The sequence below is a fragment of the Bacteroides sp. An51A genome (assembly GCF_002161565.1).
GTDB classification, from domain to species: Bacteria; Bacteroidota; Bacteroidia; order Bacteroidales; family Bacteroidaceae; genus Phocaeicola; species Phocaeicola intestinalis.
Genome location: NZ_NFIC01000001.1, coordinates 804,722 through 822,998 on the forward strand (window position 1 = coordinate 804,722; position 18,277 = coordinate 822,998).

At 45.5% G+C, this 18,277-nt stretch carries 13 protein-coding genes and 3 tRNA genes; 5 read left to right on the plus strand and 11 right to left on the minus strand.

Going from position 1 to position 18,277, the window contains the following annotated elements; translation table 11 throughout:
- Positions 1 to 24 precede the first annotated feature (24 nt).
- Positions 25 to 1,380 carry an MATE family efflux transporter gene (locus B5G04_RS03165; RefSeq protein WP_087248216.1) on the plus strand — a complete coding sequence of 452 codons (1,356 nt, stop codon included), beginning with the start codon at positions 25 to 27 and terminating at the stop codon, positions 1,378 to 1,380.
- A 24-nt stretch (positions 1,381 to 1,404) separates the two neighbouring features.
- Here B5G04_RS03165 and B5G04_RS19610 read toward each other — a convergent pair whose 3' ends face one another.
- Positions 1,405 to 1,575: a hypothetical protein gene (locus B5G04_RS19610; RefSeq protein ID WP_158100024.1), complete on the minus strand. Its 171-nt coding sequence runs from the start codon at positions 1,573 to 1,575 to the stop codon at positions 1,405 to 1,407.
- 162 nt (positions 1,576 to 1,737) lie between these two features.
- Here B5G04_RS19610 and lepA point away from each other — a divergent pair, with 162 nt between their 5' ends.
- Positions 1,738 to 3,519: a translation elongation factor 4 gene (lepA, locus tag B5G04_RS03170; RefSeq protein WP_087248214.1), complete on the plus strand. Its 1,782-nt coding sequence runs from the start codon at positions 1,738 to 1,740 to the stop codon at positions 3,517 to 3,519.
- A gap of 588 nt (positions 3,520 to 4,107) precedes the next feature.
- Here lepA and B5G04_RS03175 read toward each other — a convergent pair.
- The 4 genes from B5G04_RS03175 to B5G04_RS03190 all read right to left on the minus strand — a co-directional run bounded on the left by B5G04_RS03175 (position 4,108) and on the right by B5G04_RS03190 (position 4,944).
- Positions 4,108 to 4,602, minus strand: a complete 495-nt coding sequence (locus tag B5G04_RS03175; protein WP_087213452.1) for a 3'-5' exonuclease — start codon at positions 4,600 to 4,602, stop codon at positions 4,108 to 4,110.
- Positions 4,603 to 4,647: 45 nt separating this feature from the next.
- A tRNA-Val gene (locus B5G04_RS03180) sits at positions 4,648 to 4,722 on the minus strand.
- Positions 4,723 to 4,758: 36 nt separating this feature from the next.
- Positions 4,759 to 4,833: transfer RNA gene (locus B5G04_RS03185), tRNA-Val, on the minus strand.
- Between the two features lie 36 nt (positions 4,834 to 4,869).
- A tRNA-Val gene (locus tag B5G04_RS03190) sits at positions 4,870 to 4,944 on the minus strand.
- Positions 4,945 to 5,173: 229 nt separating this feature from the next.
- Here B5G04_RS03190 and B5G04_RS19615 point away from each other — a divergent pair.
- Positions 5,174 to 5,464 carry a hypothetical protein gene (locus B5G04_RS19615; protein WP_158100025.1) on the plus strand — a complete coding sequence of 97 codons (291 nt, stop codon included), beginning with the start codon at positions 5,174 to 5,176 and terminating at the stop codon, positions 5,462 to 5,464.
- Here the strand turns inward: B5G04_RS19615 and trpS are convergent.
- Positions 5,407 to 6,501, minus strand: coding sequence for a tryptophan--tRNA ligase (trpS, locus tag B5G04_RS03195; RefSeq protein ID WP_087251150.1), 1,095 nt, complete (start codon positions 6,499 to 6,501; stop codon positions 5,407 to 5,409). The genes B5G04_RS19615 and trpS overlap by 58 nt on opposite strands.
- 198 nt (positions 6,502 to 6,699) lie before the next feature.
- On the opposite strand from trpS, the gene carB reads away from it, so the two are divergent.
- Together carB and B5G04_RS03205 are read left to right on the plus strand one after the other, a co-directional pair.
- Positions 6,700 to 9,924, plus strand: a complete 3,225-nt coding sequence (carB, locus tag B5G04_RS03200) for a carbamoyl-phosphate synthase (glutamine-hydrolyzing) large subunit (protein WP_022038793.1) — start codon at positions 6,700 to 6,702, stop codon at positions 9,922 to 9,924.
- Between the two features lie 71 nt (positions 9,925 to 9,995).
- A complete protein-coding gene (locus B5G04_RS03205; RefSeq protein ID WP_087251143.1) occupies positions 9,996 to 10,760 on the plus strand; it encodes a YaaA family protein in 765 nt (254 codons plus the stop codon).
- A gap of 95 nt (positions 10,761 to 10,855) precedes the next feature.
- On the opposite strand, the gene B5G04_RS03210 is transcribed toward B5G04_RS03205, so the two are convergent.
- From B5G04_RS03210 to B5G04_RS03230, 5 genes are all read right to left on the minus strand, one after another.
- Positions 10,856 to 11,536: a DUF4493 domain-containing protein gene (locus B5G04_RS03210; RefSeq protein ID WP_087251141.1), complete on the minus strand. Its 681-nt coding sequence runs from the start codon at positions 11,534 to 11,536 to the stop codon at positions 10,856 to 10,858.
- 153 nt (positions 11,537 to 11,689) lie between these two features.
- Positions 11,690 to 13,807 (minus strand): DUF4493 domain-containing protein, encoded by a 2,118-nt coding sequence (locus B5G04_RS03215; protein WP_087251139.1) that lies wholly within the window; start codon positions 13,805 to 13,807, stop codon positions 11,690 to 11,692.
- Positions 13,800 to 15,473, minus strand: a complete 1,674-nt coding sequence (locus B5G04_RS03220) for a PCMD domain-containing protein (protein WP_239414016.1) — start codon at positions 15,471 to 15,473, stop codon at positions 13,800 to 13,802. The genes B5G04_RS03215 and B5G04_RS03220 overlap by 8 nt, the downstream gene beginning before the upstream one ends.
- A gap of 43 nt (positions 15,474 to 15,516) precedes the next feature.
- Positions 15,517 to 16,269, minus strand: a complete 753-nt coding sequence (locus B5G04_RS03225; protein WP_022038798.1) for a hypothetical protein — start codon at positions 16,267 to 16,269, stop codon at positions 15,517 to 15,519.
- Positions 16,270 to 16,408: 139 nt separating this feature from the next.
- On the minus strand, positions 16,409 to 18,268 hold the full coding sequence (locus tag B5G04_RS03230) for a DUF4493 domain-containing protein (RefSeq protein ID WP_087251136.1): 1,860 nt from the start codon (positions 18,266 to 18,268) through the stop codon (positions 16,409 to 16,411).
- Positions 18,269 to 18,277 lie beyond the last annotated feature (9 nt).

Consider the following 18,277-nt stretch of genomic DNA (forward strand, 5'->3'; position numbering starts at 1 on the left):
CCCCGGTAATTAGTACAATCTTGTATGGCACAATCAAAAGAGATGACTTCGGGGCGTTCCCTGCCGTTGATATTCAACTTCACCCTGCCCCTTCTGCTGGGCAACCTGCTTCAGCAAACCTACTCACTGGTAGATGCCGCCATCGTGGGCAAATTCTTAGGCATCAATGCTTTGGCATCGGTAGGAGCCAGCACTTCGGTGGTATTCCTGATACTGGGGTTCTGCAACGGATGCTGCGGAGGCTTCGCTATCCCCGTGGCACAGAAGTTCGGTGCAAGAGATTATGTCACGATGCGCCGTTACGTATCTGTAAGCCTGAAAATAGCCGGAGTCATGTCGGTGGCGATAACCGTCATTACCAGTTTGCTTTGCGCCTTCATCCTACGAAGCATGCAAACTCCTGAAAATATCTTCGAAGGAGCTTATCAATACCTGCTCATCACATTCATCGGTATTCCGTGCACATTCTTCTACAACCTGCTTTCGAGTGTTATCCGGGCTTTGGGAGACAGCAAGACCCCTTTCTGGTTCCTGCTTCTTTCTACCGTATTAAACATATTCCTCGACCTGTTCTGCATTTTGGTATTGGGCTGGGGAGTGGCAGGAGCTTCAATAGCTACGGTAGTATCTCAAGGCGTATCCGCACTCTTATGCTACCTTTATATGAACCGTAAGTTCGAGATATTGCGCACCACAGCTTCCGACCGCCGATTCCGTCCCGAACTTGCCAAGCAACTTTTGTCTATCGGTGTACCGATGGGACTTCAATTCTCCATTACCGCCATTGGCAGTATCATGCTGCAAAGTGCCAACAATGCATTAGGCACGGCGTGCGTTGCGGCATTTACGGCTGCGATGCGTATTAAAATGGTATTTATGTGCGCCCTCGACAGTTTAGGCATGGCGATGGCTACCTATAGCGGACAAAACTACGGAGCAGGCAAACCCGACCGTATCTGGCAAGGAATCAAGTCGGCAGTAGGCATGATGATGATTTACATTATAGCAGTAAACATCATCATCTGGGGTTGGGCAGATAAGATAGCCCTTCTGTTTGTCGACCCAAACGAAACGGAAATCATTAAAGATACGGCTCTCTTTGTCCATATCAACGTTTCTTTCTTCCCCTTGCTCGGATTGCTGAGTGTTCTTCGCTACAGCATTCAGGGAGCCGGCTATACCAAACTCGCCATGTTTTCGGGTGTATCCGAAATGATAGCCCGTGTGTTGGTCAGCCTCATCGTAGTTCCGGCATTCGGATTCTTAGGTGTATGTTTCGGCGACCCTACCGCATGGCTCTTCGCCTGCCTCTTCCTGATTCCTGCCTTCTCGTATGTTTACCGGCGGCTGAATCTCATCGTAGCGAAAGAGAGAAATTAATTTTTTCACCACAGATTACGCAGATTAAGAAGCTGTTTTGAATTTCTCCAAAAAGTTTTTCTTGGCTTGATGTATCTGTTTTCGTGCGTGCTTTGGGCGATTTTTTGGTCCTTTCCGCTCCTGTTCTTCGTCAGATAGCCCGCTATCTTCCTCATCACAAAAGCGAAAATGCCTCAAAAACTCATCCCAAATCATCGCACGATAAATTCAAAACAGCTTCTAAATCAACTATCACGATGAACCATTCATATCACATTGATTGATTTAATCTGCGTAATCTGTGGTGAACTTCAAATTTGGTCACTTTTACATTTTTCGCTATCTTTGCGCACAAAACGCTGTAATCAAGTAAACTATATGAAGAATATCCGAAATTTCTGCATCATCGCCCATATTGACCATGGGAAATCCACACTTGCCGACCGCTTGCTGGAATACACCCAGACTATCAAAATCACCGAAGGGCAGATGCTCGACGACATGGACCTGGAACGGGAACGCGGCATCACCATCAAGAGCCACGCTATCCAGATGGAATACACCTACGGAGGCGAAAAATACATTCTCAACCTCATCGATACCCCAGGGCACGTAGACTTCTCATACGAAGTGTCACGCTCCATCGCTGCGTGTGAAGGAGCCTTACTGGTAGTGGATGCCTCGCAAGGAGTACAGGCACAGACTATCTCAAACCTCTACATGGCACTGGAACACGACCTGGAAATCATCCCCGTAATGAACAAATGCGACATGGACAGCGCTATGCCCGAAGAGGTAGAAGACGAAATCATCGACCTGCTGGGATGCAAGCGTGAGGAAATCATCCGTGCTTCGGGAAAGACCGGTATGGGCGTGGAAGAAATACTGAAAGCAGTTGTCGAACGGATACCTTGTCCGCAAGGTGATGAAAACGCACCACTCCAAGCATTGATTTTCGACTCTGTCTTTAACTCGTTCCGCGGCATCATCGCCTATTTTAAAGTAGAAAACGGCATCATCCACACCGGCGACAAAGTAAAATTCTTCAATACAGGAAAAGAATACGATGCCGATGAAGTAGGCGTACTGAAAATGGATTTAGTACCACGCAAAGAACTGCGAACAGGTGATGTAGGCTACATCATCTCGGGCATCAAGACTTCACGTGAGGTTAAGGTGGGCGATACCATCACCCACATCGACCGCCCATGCGAGAAAGCCATTGAAGGCTTCGAAGAAGTAAAGCCGATGGTATTTGCCGGTGTTTACCCTATCGAGGCGGAAGATTATGAAAACCTGCGTTCCTCACTGGAAAAACTCCAGCTGAATGATGCCTCGCTCACTTTTCAACCCGAATCGTCTCTCGCACTTGGTTTTGGCTTCCGATGCGGATTTCTGGGCTTGCTCCACATGGAAATTGTACAGGAACGGTTAGACCGCGAGTTCAATATGAACGTCATCACCACCGTGCCCAACGTATCATATATGGTATACGACAAGCAAGGAGGCGTACAAGAAGTGCATAACCCCGGCGGTATGCCCGACCCGACACTTATCGACCACATCGAAGAGCCCTACATCGATGCCTCCATCATCACCACGACCGACTATATCGGTTCTATCATGACGCTCTGTTTGGGCAAGCGTGGCGAACTGGTGCGCCAAGACTATATTTCGGGCAATCGCGTGGAACTGCATTACAAGATGCCACTGGGCGAAATCGTCATCGACTTCTACGATAAACTGAAAAGTCTTTCAAAAGGATATGCCTCGTTCGATTATCATGCGGCAGGATTCCGCCCCTCAAAACTGGTGAAGCTGGACATCCTGCTCAATGGCGAACCGGTAGATGCGCTCTCTACCCTCACCCACGTAGACAATGCATACGAACTGGGACGCCGTATGTGCGAAAAACTAAAAGAACTCATTCCACGCCAACAGTTCGAAATAGCTATCCAGGCAGCTATCGGCTCAAAAATCATTGCCCGCGAAACCATCAAGGCTGTACGTAAGGATGTAACGGCAAAATGTTATGGAGGCGACGTGAGCCGCAAACGCAAATTACTTGAAAAGCAAAAGCGCGGAAAGAAACGTATGAAACAAATCGGCACAGTGGAAGTACCGCAAAAAGCTTTTCTGGCAGTGCTGAAACTGGATTAAACAAGCAGGCCGAACGCAAAGATACAATATGAATGTCCGCATTCCTCCCCAATCATTATACCATCATTTTGGGCATAATCATTGGGGATGGCCGCTGCGGACATTACTTGTTCTTTTTCCGGACAAGACTGTATCGGCAAAGAAAGATACAGTCCTCGCATAATCCTAATCTACCAGGACTGCAGTCGTAGTAGATATAGGACTGGAGTACTGGTTATATAGGACAACAGTCCTGACAGCATAGGACTGGGACAGGACTGCAATTCATCTTGCCACGCAGTTGATAAGTAGATGTTGAGAATTAGTTTATATAATGTGTCTGCTCAGAAACACAGATTAACACAGATTTTCGCGGATTCTTTTAATTTACTATTTTCCGATTTACGAAGTACGATTTAAAGCTCAAATAGTAGATAGCAAATTGTCAAATCGTAAATTACAATAATCTGCGCTAATCCGCGAAAATCTGTGTTTCTGGCAATATCATTTAATTTTGCACACTTACTTATATGCTAGAAACTGTTTTGAATTTCTCCAAAAAGTTTTTCTTGTCTTGATGTATTCGTTTTCAGAACAGTTTCTTAGAACTTACAGAATCTGAAGAGCTATCTGTGCACATGCCTCAGCGTCAGCCAGCGCATGATGATGTTTAGTCAAGTCGTATCCACAACAAGCCGCTACAGTCTGCAACTGATGGTTAGGCAACTGCTTGCCAAAAACACGCCGCGAAGCACGGCATGTACAATAAAAGGTATAATCGGGATAATCCATTCCATATGTGCGGAACACTGCCTTTAGGCACCTCTCATCGAAAGGACTGTTGTGAGCCACTAAAGGCAAATCCCCTATAAGCCGGGCTATTTCCGCCCATACCTCCGGAAAGAGCTGCGCATGGGCTGTATCTTGGGAGGTCAATCCATGCACGCGCGTATTCCAATATGCATAATAATCAGGACACGGACGTATCAAACGGTAGAGCTTGCCGACTATCTTTCCTTCACGTACCACTACCACCCCGACACTACATACACTGGATGGACATTCATTGGCTGTTTCGAAATCGATGGCAGCAAAATCTTTCATAGAATGAATATCAAGAAAAAAATAAAGGATTAATTTAAATGGAAGTGGGCGTTGACGGATTCGAACCGCCGACCCTCTGCTTGTAAGGCAGATGCTCTGAACCAGCTGAGCTAAACGCCCGAAGGGGGAAATTTGACTAATATAGCTTTGGTGAAGTGGGCGTTGACGGATTCGAACCGCCGACCCTCTGCTTGTAAGGCAGATGCTCTGAACCAGCTGAGCTAAACGCCCGAAGGGGGAAATTTGACTAATATAGCTTTGGTGAAGTGGGCGTTGACGGATTCGAACCGCCGACCCTCTGCTTGTAAGGCAGATGCTCTGAACCAGCTGAGCTAAACGCCCGAAGGTCTCGTTCTCATTTGCGGTTGCAAAGGTACAGCTTATTTTTGAATCTGCAAACTTTTGAGCATTTTTTTTCAAAAAAAATCAAATCCGACAAATCCGACAAGCTTCATCAATACATAGATCAGTAGATTTGTTTTTAATGAATTCCGCATTTTGCCTAATTGGCTATAGGGACGTTTGCGGAATTCAATTGTTTTTTTAGAAGCTGTTTTGAATTTATCGTGCGATGATTTGGGATGAGTTTTTGAGGCATTTTCGCTTCTGTGATGAGGAAGATAGCGGGCTATCTGACGAAGAACAGGAGCGAAAAAGACCAAAAAATCGCCCAAAGCACACACGAAAACGAATACATCAAGCCAAGAAAAACTTTTTGGAGAAATTCAAAACAGCTTCTTATTCTCTTAATGGAAAAGAGGCTTATCTAGCCGTTCCATGGCAAATAAGCCCCTTTCCATATAATTATTCTTGCCCGAACCGCTTGGCTTGCTCAGCTATCAACGCCTCGTCATCGAAATAATTGATTTTCATGGCACGGCGCACCTCATCAAGTGTCTGTGCAGCGGCTTCACGTGCCACCTCACACCCTTTCTTCAGCATGTCGTAAATAGCCGGAATGTCTTTCTCGAACTCTTTGCGGCGGGCACGGATAGGCTCCAATTCCTCTTGCATGATAGCCGCCAGGAACTTTTTCACCTTCACATCGCCCAAACCGCCACGGGTATAGTGAGCCTTCAGCTCGTCCAAATTGGGATACTCGGGCAAATAACGTTCGAAGTGTTCGGGACGGCAGAAGGCATCGAGATACGTAAATACCGTATTGCCCTCCAGCTTGCCGGGGTCACTCACCTTGATGTGCGTAGGGTCGGTGTACATGCTGCGCACTTTCTTCTCCACTTCATCAGCCGGGTCGGAAAGGTAGATACAGTTGCCCAGCGACTTGCTCATCTTCGCCTTTCCGTCCGTACCGGGCAAGCGCAGGCAAGCGGCATTATCAGGAAGCAGGATTTCCGGCTCTACCAATGTCTCGCCATAAATATAGTTGAAGCGGCGCACGATTTCGCGTGCCTGTTCCAACATCGGTTCCTGGTCTTCGCCTACGGGGACGGTCGTTGCCTTGAAAGCGGTGATGTCTGCCGCCTGGCTAATCGGATATACGAAAAATCCTACAGGGATGCTGGTCTCGAAGTTACGCATCTGGATTTCGGTCTTCACCGTCGGGTTGCGTTGCAAGCGCGATACGGTGACAAGGTCCATATAATAAAAGGTAAGCTCGCACAACTCCGGTATCTGCGACTGGATAAAGATAGTCGACTTGGCAGGGTCCAATCCTACCGACAAATAATCGAGCGCTACCTCTATCACGTTCTGACGTATCTTCTCCGGATTGTCGATATTGTCGGTCAACGCCTGTCCGTCGGCCTCAAACACGAATATTTTATCATAAAGCCCCGAGTTCTGAAGCTCCACACGGCGGCGCAATGAGCCTACATAGTGTCCGATATGCAGTTTACCGGTAGGGCGGTCACCGGTCAAAATAATCTTTTCTTTTCCCATATTATAATTTCTCATTAAATTTATTGGGACAAAGATAATCAAAACCTTTGTTTTCTTCAAAAATAAATTGTTCCTTTGCAAAAAGAGTCCATCCAATTAATAATGAACAATGAATAATTAACAACGGTAGCAGACTACAACCCTCGTTATTCATTATTCACTATTAATTATTAACTCAACATAAATCTATATAATGCCATGAAAAAGGAATTAAAGAAAGTCCTGGTCCTTGGGTCGGGCGCACTCAAGATCGGACAAGCCGGAGAATTCGACTACTCGGGCTCGCAAGCACTGAAAGCCTTACGCGAAGAAGGAATACGTTCGGTGCTCATCAATCCCAACATCGCCACCATCCAGACCTCGGAAGGCATTGCCGACCAAGTATATTTCTTGCCGGTCACTCCGTATTTTGTAACCGAAATCATCAAGAAAGAACGGCCCGACGGCATCCTGCTGGCTTTCGGAGGACAAACCGCCCTGAATTGCGGTACTGAATTGTATACCAACGGAACATTAAAAGAATATGGCGTAGAAGTGCTGGGCACCTCGGTAGATGCCATCATGTACACCGAAGACCGTGATCTTTTCGTTAAGAAGCTGAATGAAATTTCGCTAAAGACCCCTATCAGCCAAGCTGTAGAAAACACTAAAGATGCCATCGAAGCCGCACGCCGCATCGGTTATCCGGTAATGATTCGTTCGGCATACGCGCTGGGAGGCTTGGGAAGCGGTATCTGCCCCACGGAAGAAGCTTTCATCGAACTGGCTGAAAGTGCTTTCACATTCTCTCCGCAAATCTTGGTAGAGGAATCGCTGAAAGGCTGGAAAGAAATCGAATTTGAGGTTATCCGCGATGCAAATGACCATTGTTTCACCGTAGCAAGCATGGAGAATTTTGACCCACTGGGCATCCACACCGGCGAATCCATCGTAGTTGCCCCCACTTGTTCGCTCAAAGAAGAACAAGTCACCATGCTACAGGAAATATCCAAGCAATGTGTACGCCATCTGGGCATCGTGGGTGAATGTAACATTCAGTTCGCTTTCCATGCCGAAACCAATGATTACCGCATCATCGAGGTGAACGCACGCCTCAGCCGTTCTTCCGCATTGGCATCGAAAGCCACCGGATATCCGCTCGCTTTCGTAGCTGCAAAAATAGCTTTGGGATACAACCTCGATGAAATTGGTGAAATGGGCACGACCAACTCGGCATACGTGGCTCCCTCGCTGGATTATCTCATCTGCAAAATTCCGCGTTGGGACTTGACCAAGTTTGTGGGCGTATCACGCCGTATTGGTTCGAGTATGAAATCGGTAGGCGAAATCATGTCCATCGGACGTTCGTTCGAAGAAATCATCCAAAAGGGATTGCGTATGGTAGGACAGGGCATGCACGGCTTCGTAGGCAACGACCATACCCGCTTTGATAATCTGGACGATGAACTGGCAAACCCCACCGACCTCCGTATCTTCGCTATCGCACAGGCATTGGAAGAAGGCTATACCATCGAACGTATTTACGACCTGACCAAGATAGACCCATGGTTCATCGAACGCCTGAAAAACATCGTTGATTACAAGCACAAGTTACAGACTTACAACACACTGGAAGAACTTCCTGCTGATGTATTGCGTGAGGCAAAACGCCTGGGATTCTCCGATTTCCAAATTGCCCGTTTCGTATTGAAGCCTGCAAACGGAACCATGGAAAAAGAAAATCTTATGGTACGCGACTATCGCAAACAACTGGGTATCCTTCCTGCAGTAAAACGTATCAACACCGTGGCTTCGGAACATCCTGAACTGACTAATTATCTCTATATGACATATGGCACCGAAGGCTATGACATCAATTATTATAAGAACGAAAAATCAGTCATTGTGCTTGGCTCAGGTGCCTATCGCATCGGTTCGTCGGTAGAGTTCGACTGGTGCTCGGTGAATGCCATCCAGACTGCACGCAAACTGGGATACAAATCAATCATGATTAACTATAATCCAGAAACCGTATCGACCGATTATGATATGTGCGACCGCCTGTACTTCGACGAATTATCATTCGAGCGTGTGCTGGATGTCATCGATCTGGAACAGCCCCGCGGTGTCATCGTGTCGGTAGGCGGACAAATCCCGAACAACCTTGCCATGAAGCTTTACCGCCAGTCGGTACCCATCCTCGGTACTTCACCCATCTCCATCGACCGTGCCGAAAACCGCAACAAGTTCTCAGCGATGCTCGACCAACTAGGTATCGACCAGCCCGCCTGGCAGGAACTGACCAGCCTGGAAGACGTAGAGAAATTCGTGGAAAAAGTAGGCTATCCTGTTCTGGTGCGCCCATCGTACGTATTAAGCGGTGCTGCAATGAACGTATGCTACGATGAAGAAGAATTGAAGCGTTACCTCCAAATGGCAAGTGAGGTTTCAAAGCAATACCCTGTAGTGGTATCCCAATTCATGCAGGAAACCAAGGAAATCGAATTCGATGCCGTGGCACAAAACGGCGAAATTGTAGAATATGCCATCTCTGAGCACATCGAATATGCCGGTGTACACTCGGGTGATGCCACTTTGGTCTTCCCCGCACAGCAGATATACTTCTCGACAGCTCGCCAAATCAAGAAAATCAGCCGGCGCATCGCACAAGAGCTGAATATCTCCGGTCCGTTCAATATCCAGTATCTGGCACGCAAAAACGAAGTAAAGGTTATCGAATGTAACTTGCGTGCTTCACGCAGCTTCCCCTTCGTATCGAAAGTATTGAAACGCAACTTCATCGAAACAGCCACACGCATCATGCTCGATGCTCCCTACACCCGTCCCGACAAGTCGGCATTCGACATCGACTGGATAGGCGTAAAAGCTTCCCAGTTCTCGTTTGCGCGTCTGCAGAATGCCGACCCGGTATTAGGAGTAGACATGTCATCTACCGGAGAAGTAGGCTGCCTGGGTGATGATTTCGACGAAGCCCTGCTGAATGCAATGATAGCCACCGGATACAAGATACCGAAAAAATCCATCCTGCTTTCTTCGGGTGCCACAAAATCAAAAGTCGACCTGTTGGATGCCAGCCACGAACTGAGCAAGAACGGCTACCACATCTATGCCACAGCTGGTACAGCCACGTTCCTCAATTCACACGGCATTCCTACCACTCCGGTATTCTGGCCCGATGAACGTCCACATGCCGAAAACAACGTAATGAAGATGATTGCCGGTCATAAGTTTGACCTGATTGTAAACATTCCGAAAAATCACACCAAACGTGAACTGACCAACGGATACCGTATCCGCCGGGGTGCCATCGACCATAACATCCCGCTTATTACCAATGCCCGCCTGGCAAAAGCCTTTATCGAAGCTTTCTGTCAGATGAAGCAGGAAGACATCAAGATAAAGAGTTGGCAAGAATATAAATAAAGGAATAAAGTAGTTGGGGCGTCAACGCCTCAACTACTTTATTCTTTTAACCTCTAAAAAACAAAATTTGTATGCTACTATTCATTTCGTGTGCCAAAACCATGACCGAACGTCACCCCCGGGTCACCTTACCTTTTACCACCTTACCCTACTTCGAAAACGAAGCCCTGGCAAACGCTATGGAAATGAATCAATTCAGTGCCGATGATTTAGGCAAACTGCTCCATATCAATACCAAGCTGGCTGCCGAGAACTACCTGCGCTATCAGAACTTCTTTTCACCCGACACACCTTCACTCCCCGCCTTGCTGGCATATACAGGTATGGTATTCAAGCACATTAATGGCTCATCATTTACGCTCGATGATTTCACTTATGCACAAGAGCATCTGCTTATCACTTCCTTTTTGTACGGTTTGTTGCGTCCGCTCGACCTGATTCATTCCTACCGTCTCGAAGGCAACGTATGCCTGCCTAAACACGATTGCACAATGTTTGATTACTGGAAACCCATACTGACCAGCTGGTTTATCGAAGCCATCCGTAAGCAGGGAGGCATACTTGTCAATCTTGCCAGTGCAGAAATGAAAGACCTGTTTCATTGGGAACGCATCACCGAAGCCGTGCACGTCATTACCCCTGATTTTTTGGTACAAAAAGAGGGAAAACTCAAAAGCATTACCGTCTACGCCAAAATGTGTCGCGGAGAAATGACCCGATTTCTCTTAAAAAATCGGATAGAAGCCCCCGAACAAATCAAGACATTCAAATGGGAAGGCTTTACCTACCGCCCTGAAGCCAGTACTCCCAACCATCCGGTCTTTGTACTAGAATAATTGTCGAGGACACGGTCTGTACTGATATCAGAAAGAGAATATAATCTGGTAAAAGTCCGCAACCGGCCTATAAAGACCGGTCGATTACGGACAGATTATTCAGTTATATTGAGCGATTGAGTTTCCATTTCGTAGGATACGGTATAGATTGTTCCGGAAACGACTTCGTTCCTCGTTCCCCCTTCCGGTTCCGACTCTTCCCCATCTGCATTGGTCGCTTTCAATGAATAGCTGAATGTTACCTTGTCGCTATTATAAGGGAAATAAGCAGTTTCCCCTTCTTTCAATTCCACCGACCTGTCGCTTGTCACCGTAAATGCATAATTTTTGAAATAGGTATTGAATTCTTCTGGAAGTTGTAATGTAACACCAAAATTAATCATCGGTACTTCTATCTCTTCTATCAGCGTTGTTCCATTGGCCTCTACCGTAATAGGCTCTCCGGTATATTCAAATATAGCCACCCCGTTTCCGTCATAAGGATCAGGCAAAGTAGCAGCTGCATTATACACATGAAGCCGGTAGGTTCCTTCAGGCAGTTCGATGCGGTCGGGCACCATCCCCGGACCGTATTGACGGAATATGGCATCTTCTTGCAAGATATCGACGTAAAGGTCTGCATCTACCGCACGCGATGATACCGTTTGTTGGTTTACTTGCACGTCAATGCTTTCCAAAACCAAGTATCCCGTAGCTGTATTGCTTGATATATCTTCCTGCTGGCAGCTTGCCAAGAGGAAGGTTCCTAATAATAAGTATAGTATTGTTTGTTTCATTGATTATTTCTTTTAATGAATATCCACAAACAGCCAGTGTAGGGGCGTATCGCATACGCCCGAATGCACCAACTTATCCATGTGGAACTTTCAGGGCGTATACAATACGCCCCTACAATCAATTTGGCAAAATGCGGACATTCAGATTTCTTTTTATTTGTCGTAAACTAAAGAGATGTCATCGATATAGAGAATATTTCCTATATGTCGACTACCACGTAACACAGAGGCCTTGTCAACCTCTGAATTCGAATTCTCTCCTGAAGAAAATAAAATGTACATATGCGTTGGTTCTAAATGTTTATATTCATCTTTATAATTTATAAATATATTTTTTTCAACATAATTATCCTGCTGGCTTCCATTAAATATCTCCTCTGCTAAAATAACATTTTCATTCTTATTTTCAATCACTATTTTTGCAGTAAATTCATGAGATCCCTCCGGATTATATTTATACCAAAATATCAAATTAGTCGGTCGGGATTCATATTGAATGCCATACTCTTTTTCATTATTATTAATTTTACCCAAAAACAATTCTCCTGGTGTATTTTGTTTTATGGTAGAAAAAGGAGATGCTGCAGTTGTACCATCACCCCATCCTATTGTTTTTATTTCAGCAGCATAACTACCACTATGCTTATCAGAGCTTTGTTCTGTTCCCGAATTAGAACAATAAGCTTTAGGGTCGTTATTACTTGTTGTATAATAATTTAATGAGCACCAACCATCAGTCGTTTCATCTTTATTAGTACGAACATACCATCTTTTCCAAAAAGGTCCTTTACTAGGCCAACTTGCTTCAGGTCCATCATCATAATTCCAATCCTCCATATCTCCATTCTCCAGTTCAATTATAGGATAAGTCGCTACATTCGTCTCTTTGTAATGCTTGCCATATTTCAATCTTACCTGATAATTTGTACCCGGTGTTAATCCTGTAATTAAACTATCTCTTGAAGACATCCAATCAGTCTCACTTGTTCTATATTCAAACGTCATCCCTTTCCGAATCACATCCGCATTGCCATGTATAATTTGCGTATTTGCTGTAAACTGTTTCGTCCAAGTATTGCCCGGATAAACAATCAACTCAAAATCAGGTGCACTGGTTTGAATCGTGTAGACCTGTTCACCTTCCAATACACGATTATTAGCCTTTACTTCATCCAGTGTTATGACATTCGACAAGACTTCTCCACTTGTACTTCCTGTCAATTTAGCAGCCAATCCTGTAAAATCTAACGATGCTTCCTTGGAACCAATCACAGGCAATACAACACCGGCATTTGTTAAAGCCGTTCTGTCCTCTTCCGATAACTCAGACAACGTATAAGTTTTATTTAATGACTGGTATGTTTCATCCGCCAGATTTAACGTAAATTTCAACTCTTGCAAGGCTGAAGAAAGATTAAAATTAAATTTAGCAGTCGGTGTTTCTGTTTCATACATAAATAATGTATTGTCTGTAAATCCTTCCGCCGTCACTTTCGGCTTCGGCAACCATTCCAATGGAATCGTTTCGTTAATGGTAACAGAATCCACTTCCACCTTGCTTATCTCTACACGCAAACCTGGAGCAGCGTCACTTAGCTTCAGCGTAATCCGGCAATGCTTTCCGGCAGCAAAGGTAGACGGACTGGAAAGATCGGAATTCTCCAAAGGCACTTCTTTCTCGCCTCCTCCGTTCCGCAAAGTTCCCACAAAAGTAAAGACAGGCATCGAACCTGCACGGTAATAAGCACTTTTCCCATTATCGGTCAATGTGGTGGAAGAGCCATTGACGCTGACCCTCACTCCATACGACGAAGCAAACTGGCTCTCGAATGTATTCGTTCCGCTATTATCAAACACAACCGAAGCCAAGGCATTGGCAACTTTACAGTTTACTTGCACAGTCTTTGATTCTCCATCCGCCAAATCCGCTTCAGCAGTACCTTTATAATAAGGGGCATCCAGAGCCAAAACCGGATTATCGCCGTACGTTGCCTCTATCTCATACATACCGGCAGATGCCGGAATCAACTGATTTGTGTACGAATCGTTGTACAGTTCGCTTCCTGTTACCTGATTCGTTATCTTCAAGTTGAATTGCGAAGCCACAGGCTCGCCCAACTCCTCAGGCGTACTGCGCGACTCCACCTTTACATCTTCCGCCAACGATACAAGAAACCCCGTCTTGCCTGTTTGCGACAGGTTTTCTTCCTCACTGCATGCTACAAAAAGCACGCCCAGCAATGTTGCCACTAAAAACTTTACCTTATTCATATACCAATTCCATTTCGTCTAACCAAAGTGTACTGCCTACTCCTCCTATAAAATAATCACCATATTTACTTGCCGAAGCTACGATAACAATGTAACGGGGCGTGCGGTTATTCGCACGATATTCCAGCGGAATGGTAATCTGCTGGTACGATGAAGTTGTTTGCGCCGAGATAAATTCTCCATATGCGATGATGTTCGCATCATTCTTATCAAACATCTGCCGCTTCGATGGAGCAGTACGTATTTCATAAGGCTCCGATTTATCGGACAAAGCAATATAAACATGACACGAATCCGGACGTCCACGCAGGTTTTCCAACTCTCCTACACTATTCCCTATTTTATTAATTGTAGTTGACGTATACTTATAATAAAAACGCAATGCCGTAGGGAATGTGGTAAAAGGTTGCCCGAAATGTAAAATACCATTCGTACCATCCAGCGCAAAATCACCCGTAAAGATATTGCCAGCCCCTAACTTGATAACAGCATCTTTTGATTCCAACAAAGCTGCCTGCCCGGATACTGCATCCGAAGTAGGAGTTGTCAGATTACTAAGGAATTGAGCAGCACCCGGATTCCCACTTCCCCAAAAACTACTGCCTAAGACATTGGGAATATATACTTTCCCATCCATATACCAATTTTCGAACCCTCCGTTTTCCAACGGAGTAGCAGGGGCAGTGGTAAACGATTGTTCTGCTCCTGCTACTCCGTCTACGCTTACCCGATATTGATAAGTAGTGCCGGCACTTAGCCCGCTAAATTCTGCCGCATACGATGTCCCTCTTACCGTTACAGCCGATGAAGACAATTCCGTCCACGTGCTTTCACTTTGCGTTTTATATTCTACCACTGGTGTCTTCCCATTTTGAATACTGCCGTTCAGCGAAGCGGTAGTGACACGGGCAAACACATCACCCGTTGCCGCTCCGCTACTTTCCTGATGATAGACATATACCCGCCAGCGATAGGACACTTCTTCCCAACCGTATGTAGCATAAAAATCCACGGGGGAAGAAAAGTCGAAAGTATCAAACTCCGTAGGATCGGGAGCAACCGTTCCATGTGCACCTGCCAAATTAAACGAAGTCACCTTAATGGCATTCAACGGCTGTTCGGAATCTACATAAATAATGACCGTCCGTGTATTGGTGTCAATAATCGGATTGCCAATCTGATTTTGCAGCATAATCTGACGGTCGATAATCTGCTCCACCGTCACCGTCCAATCGTAATCCTGATATGTACGCAAAGTGAAATGCACAGGTTGAGTAAAATCCATGCGTGTATCCATCGACAAGGGCAGGTCATCAAGTGAAGCAAAGCCTGAACGTGGAAAACGAGCATAATCCTGGCAAGCAGCAGAGTCGGGAATCAGCTCTGCCTCATTAGAAACCGTCAGACGGGTAATACGCAACTCGCTAAGATCTACCGAATCGTCTACATACAGCGTCACCGTACGGTTCTGTTCGCTGATAGTTGCCTGCACGTTTCCGCCATCCTCTCCGGCACGCTGTCCTTCCACTTCCAAAGCCGTGATGTTGCCATACACAATGGGATAAGGGATATCATTATCTATCTTGCAAGAGGAAAGGAAAAGCACACCTAACGCCATACATCGTAACAGAACGGCGAAAGTCCATTGACCAATTGATTTTCTCATACAATACAAAAATTCTTCATTCATCATTCTTCATTCATCATTTTTAGAGATAGAACGTCATGCCGATGTTGATGGAAAACAGGTTTATCTTAAAGTTTCCCGAACTGGTCCGGCGCTTTCCGGTTTCCACTTGATTCGTATTCTGGTCTTGCCACTTGAAGTCAAATCCCATGATGTCCATCGACACTTCAACCGCTGCCCAGTCGGTCACAAAAGCAGTCATGCCCGGCGCAATGCCTATCTGCAAGTGGTTGGCGGTCTGGTAAGTTCCATCGTATTCTGTCCCCGAACCCGTAGAGTTCTTTCCCTCACTATATCCGTAAGTAAGACGCACTTCATTGAACAGACCGAAAATCTTACTTTTCCCTATCGGCATATAAGTACGCAAAAAACCTGATACCTCATATTTGTGTTGCAGGTAGTACAGGTCGCTCAGACTGATGTTCAAGTCATCTCCCAAATTAAGGTCAAAATTGGGCATATCCAGATAAGCACGGTCGTAAGTGAAGCGGAAACCTGCCGCCATGTTGTTGGCAAAAAAATAGCCGAAGTAGGGACTGACTTTGAAACTGTATCCCTCCCCTTGCACGTCTTTCAAGACCAAAAAGTTCAAGTTGTCTTCCTCATGCTCGGAATACGAAATGCTTCCTCCTGCCATCCATTGCCCTTTGGGGATGAATACCGATTCCTGCACACCCCGGTCGATGCGCTTGAACTTCCGTCTTTCTTTCTGTGCTCCTGCCGTAAGCGTCACGCCTACCAAAAGCACAATGGCTAAAAGTAATCTTTTTGTCATGTAAAAGGTTATTTCGATGTATAAATGCTTAGACGCTACAAATGTCATTCTGAACGAAGTGAAGAATCTCGCGTACATCCACACCAAGTGGCAGAGATCCTTCGCTACGCTCAGGATGACATTACTTAATACTTATTATTTACTTGTTTTTCCAAATAGCGGGTGTACCTTCGTAGACAAGGCTGAAATCGTCTACATAGAGGGTACTGCCTTCACCACCTGTCATATAGTCACCGTATTTACTTGCCGAGCAAACAATGATGATGTGGGTCGGTATCGCACCAAATTGACTTTCCTTGTATTGCAAAGGAATGGTAAATTCGGTATAACCATTTGCAGCTCCATTCGTCTTTACATAATCGCCCTCAATCGTACCATATGCAATAATATTGTCATCACCTTCAAAATCTATAAATGTATCAGGATTACTATTATCTATTTCATAAGCCTTTTTAGCCATAGCTATATAAATAGAACACTCGTCAGGATTACCTTCGGAAACAGTTGCATCAGCAGGCAAATTATCGCCTACATTATCCACATTTGCCGGTGTGTATTGATAATATCCATGCAATGCGATTGGGCGAGAAGTAAAAGGTTGTCCAAAATTAAGCGTTGCACTCATGGATGACATTTGAACACTACCAAAAGTTCCAGTGTACAAACTTGCCGCAGCAAAAGCAATGACTACTTTTTTCGACTCCAACTTCGCAGCATGCGTTCCTGATACAATGGGAGAGGTTACACTGCTTGTCGGATCATTCGTACTCATTGTATTAGCACCTGTATTACTGGTATCCCAAAAATTGACATCAGCAGAAGCATTAGGATAAGCCGTATTTACTTTGCCAAACAATCCTTGAGTTTGGATTGTACACCAATCTTCAAATCCTCCATTCTGCAATGCAGTCTGTGCATCTGCTTCACCCGTAGTAAACGACTGAGTAGAGATTACATCTCCATTGCCATTTACCAAGCGGTATTCGTATGCCGTTTCAGCAGTCAATCCTGTCAGCATCGCAGTATACTTGTTTTCTTCTGTTGTCGTTACCACGTCTATCCACGAAGTCTCATCTGTTTCAGCCAACACGGCAGTTTCCGAAGCTTTCCGGTATTGAAACTTCATGCCCTCGGTGCTTACGCCTGTTCCGGGAACTACATTCGTAGCTTGCAAGTATGCCAAACGATCCCATGCACCTGCTGTCATAGTCGCTCCGCTGGTAGGTTTGGTCGATACATTGAAGGTATACGAATATTCGTGCGTAGTAGGATCCACAGTAACCGAAATGCCGCTTTCGCCTGTACCCGACTCCTTAATATTTAAGATGAAATGATCGCGGGCTTTCACTGGATTACCCTCCGCATCGGTCAACTCCTTACGCATCGAGTTCGAAACACCTTCATTGTTCACCACTGTAATATTCGCGAACAACCTTGATACCGGAAAATATGCCGAACGGGATTCCGTAGACTCAAAAGCCAAGCTGTAAGTAGCCGATGTGCCGTTCGATACAGCATCGTTGTCAACAGTTGCCGCAACAGAACGTACTTTTGCAAGCAATGCCTTATCAAAGTTCACGGTCACTTTCACATTTGCCAGCGTACACGTAATGGTTTCATTAACCTCCTTATCCGCTGCAATCGTCACTTCCTTGCTGCCTGTATAATAAGGAATATTAAAACCGGCAGCCTGTCCGTCCCATCCATTGGAAGAAGCCTTAATGGTGTACGTACCTACAGGCAGTTCAATGGATTTATTTTGCCACAATTTCCAGTCTTCAGTCTCTTCTACTGTCTCGCCCTCTGCGTTTACAATCTGCACAGCGATTTGTTCGGGTTTATAACCTTCGGGCACATCTGCACGCGAGTTGGTACTCATGTCTTCGTTTACCGTCAAGCGAAGATACCCCGTAGCCCCTCCTGCCAAGTTTTCTTCTTGCTGACAAGCAAAGAAGAAGAGGGTGCTTGCTATTAATAAAATAGTATATATGCGTTTCATTGTTCTAAT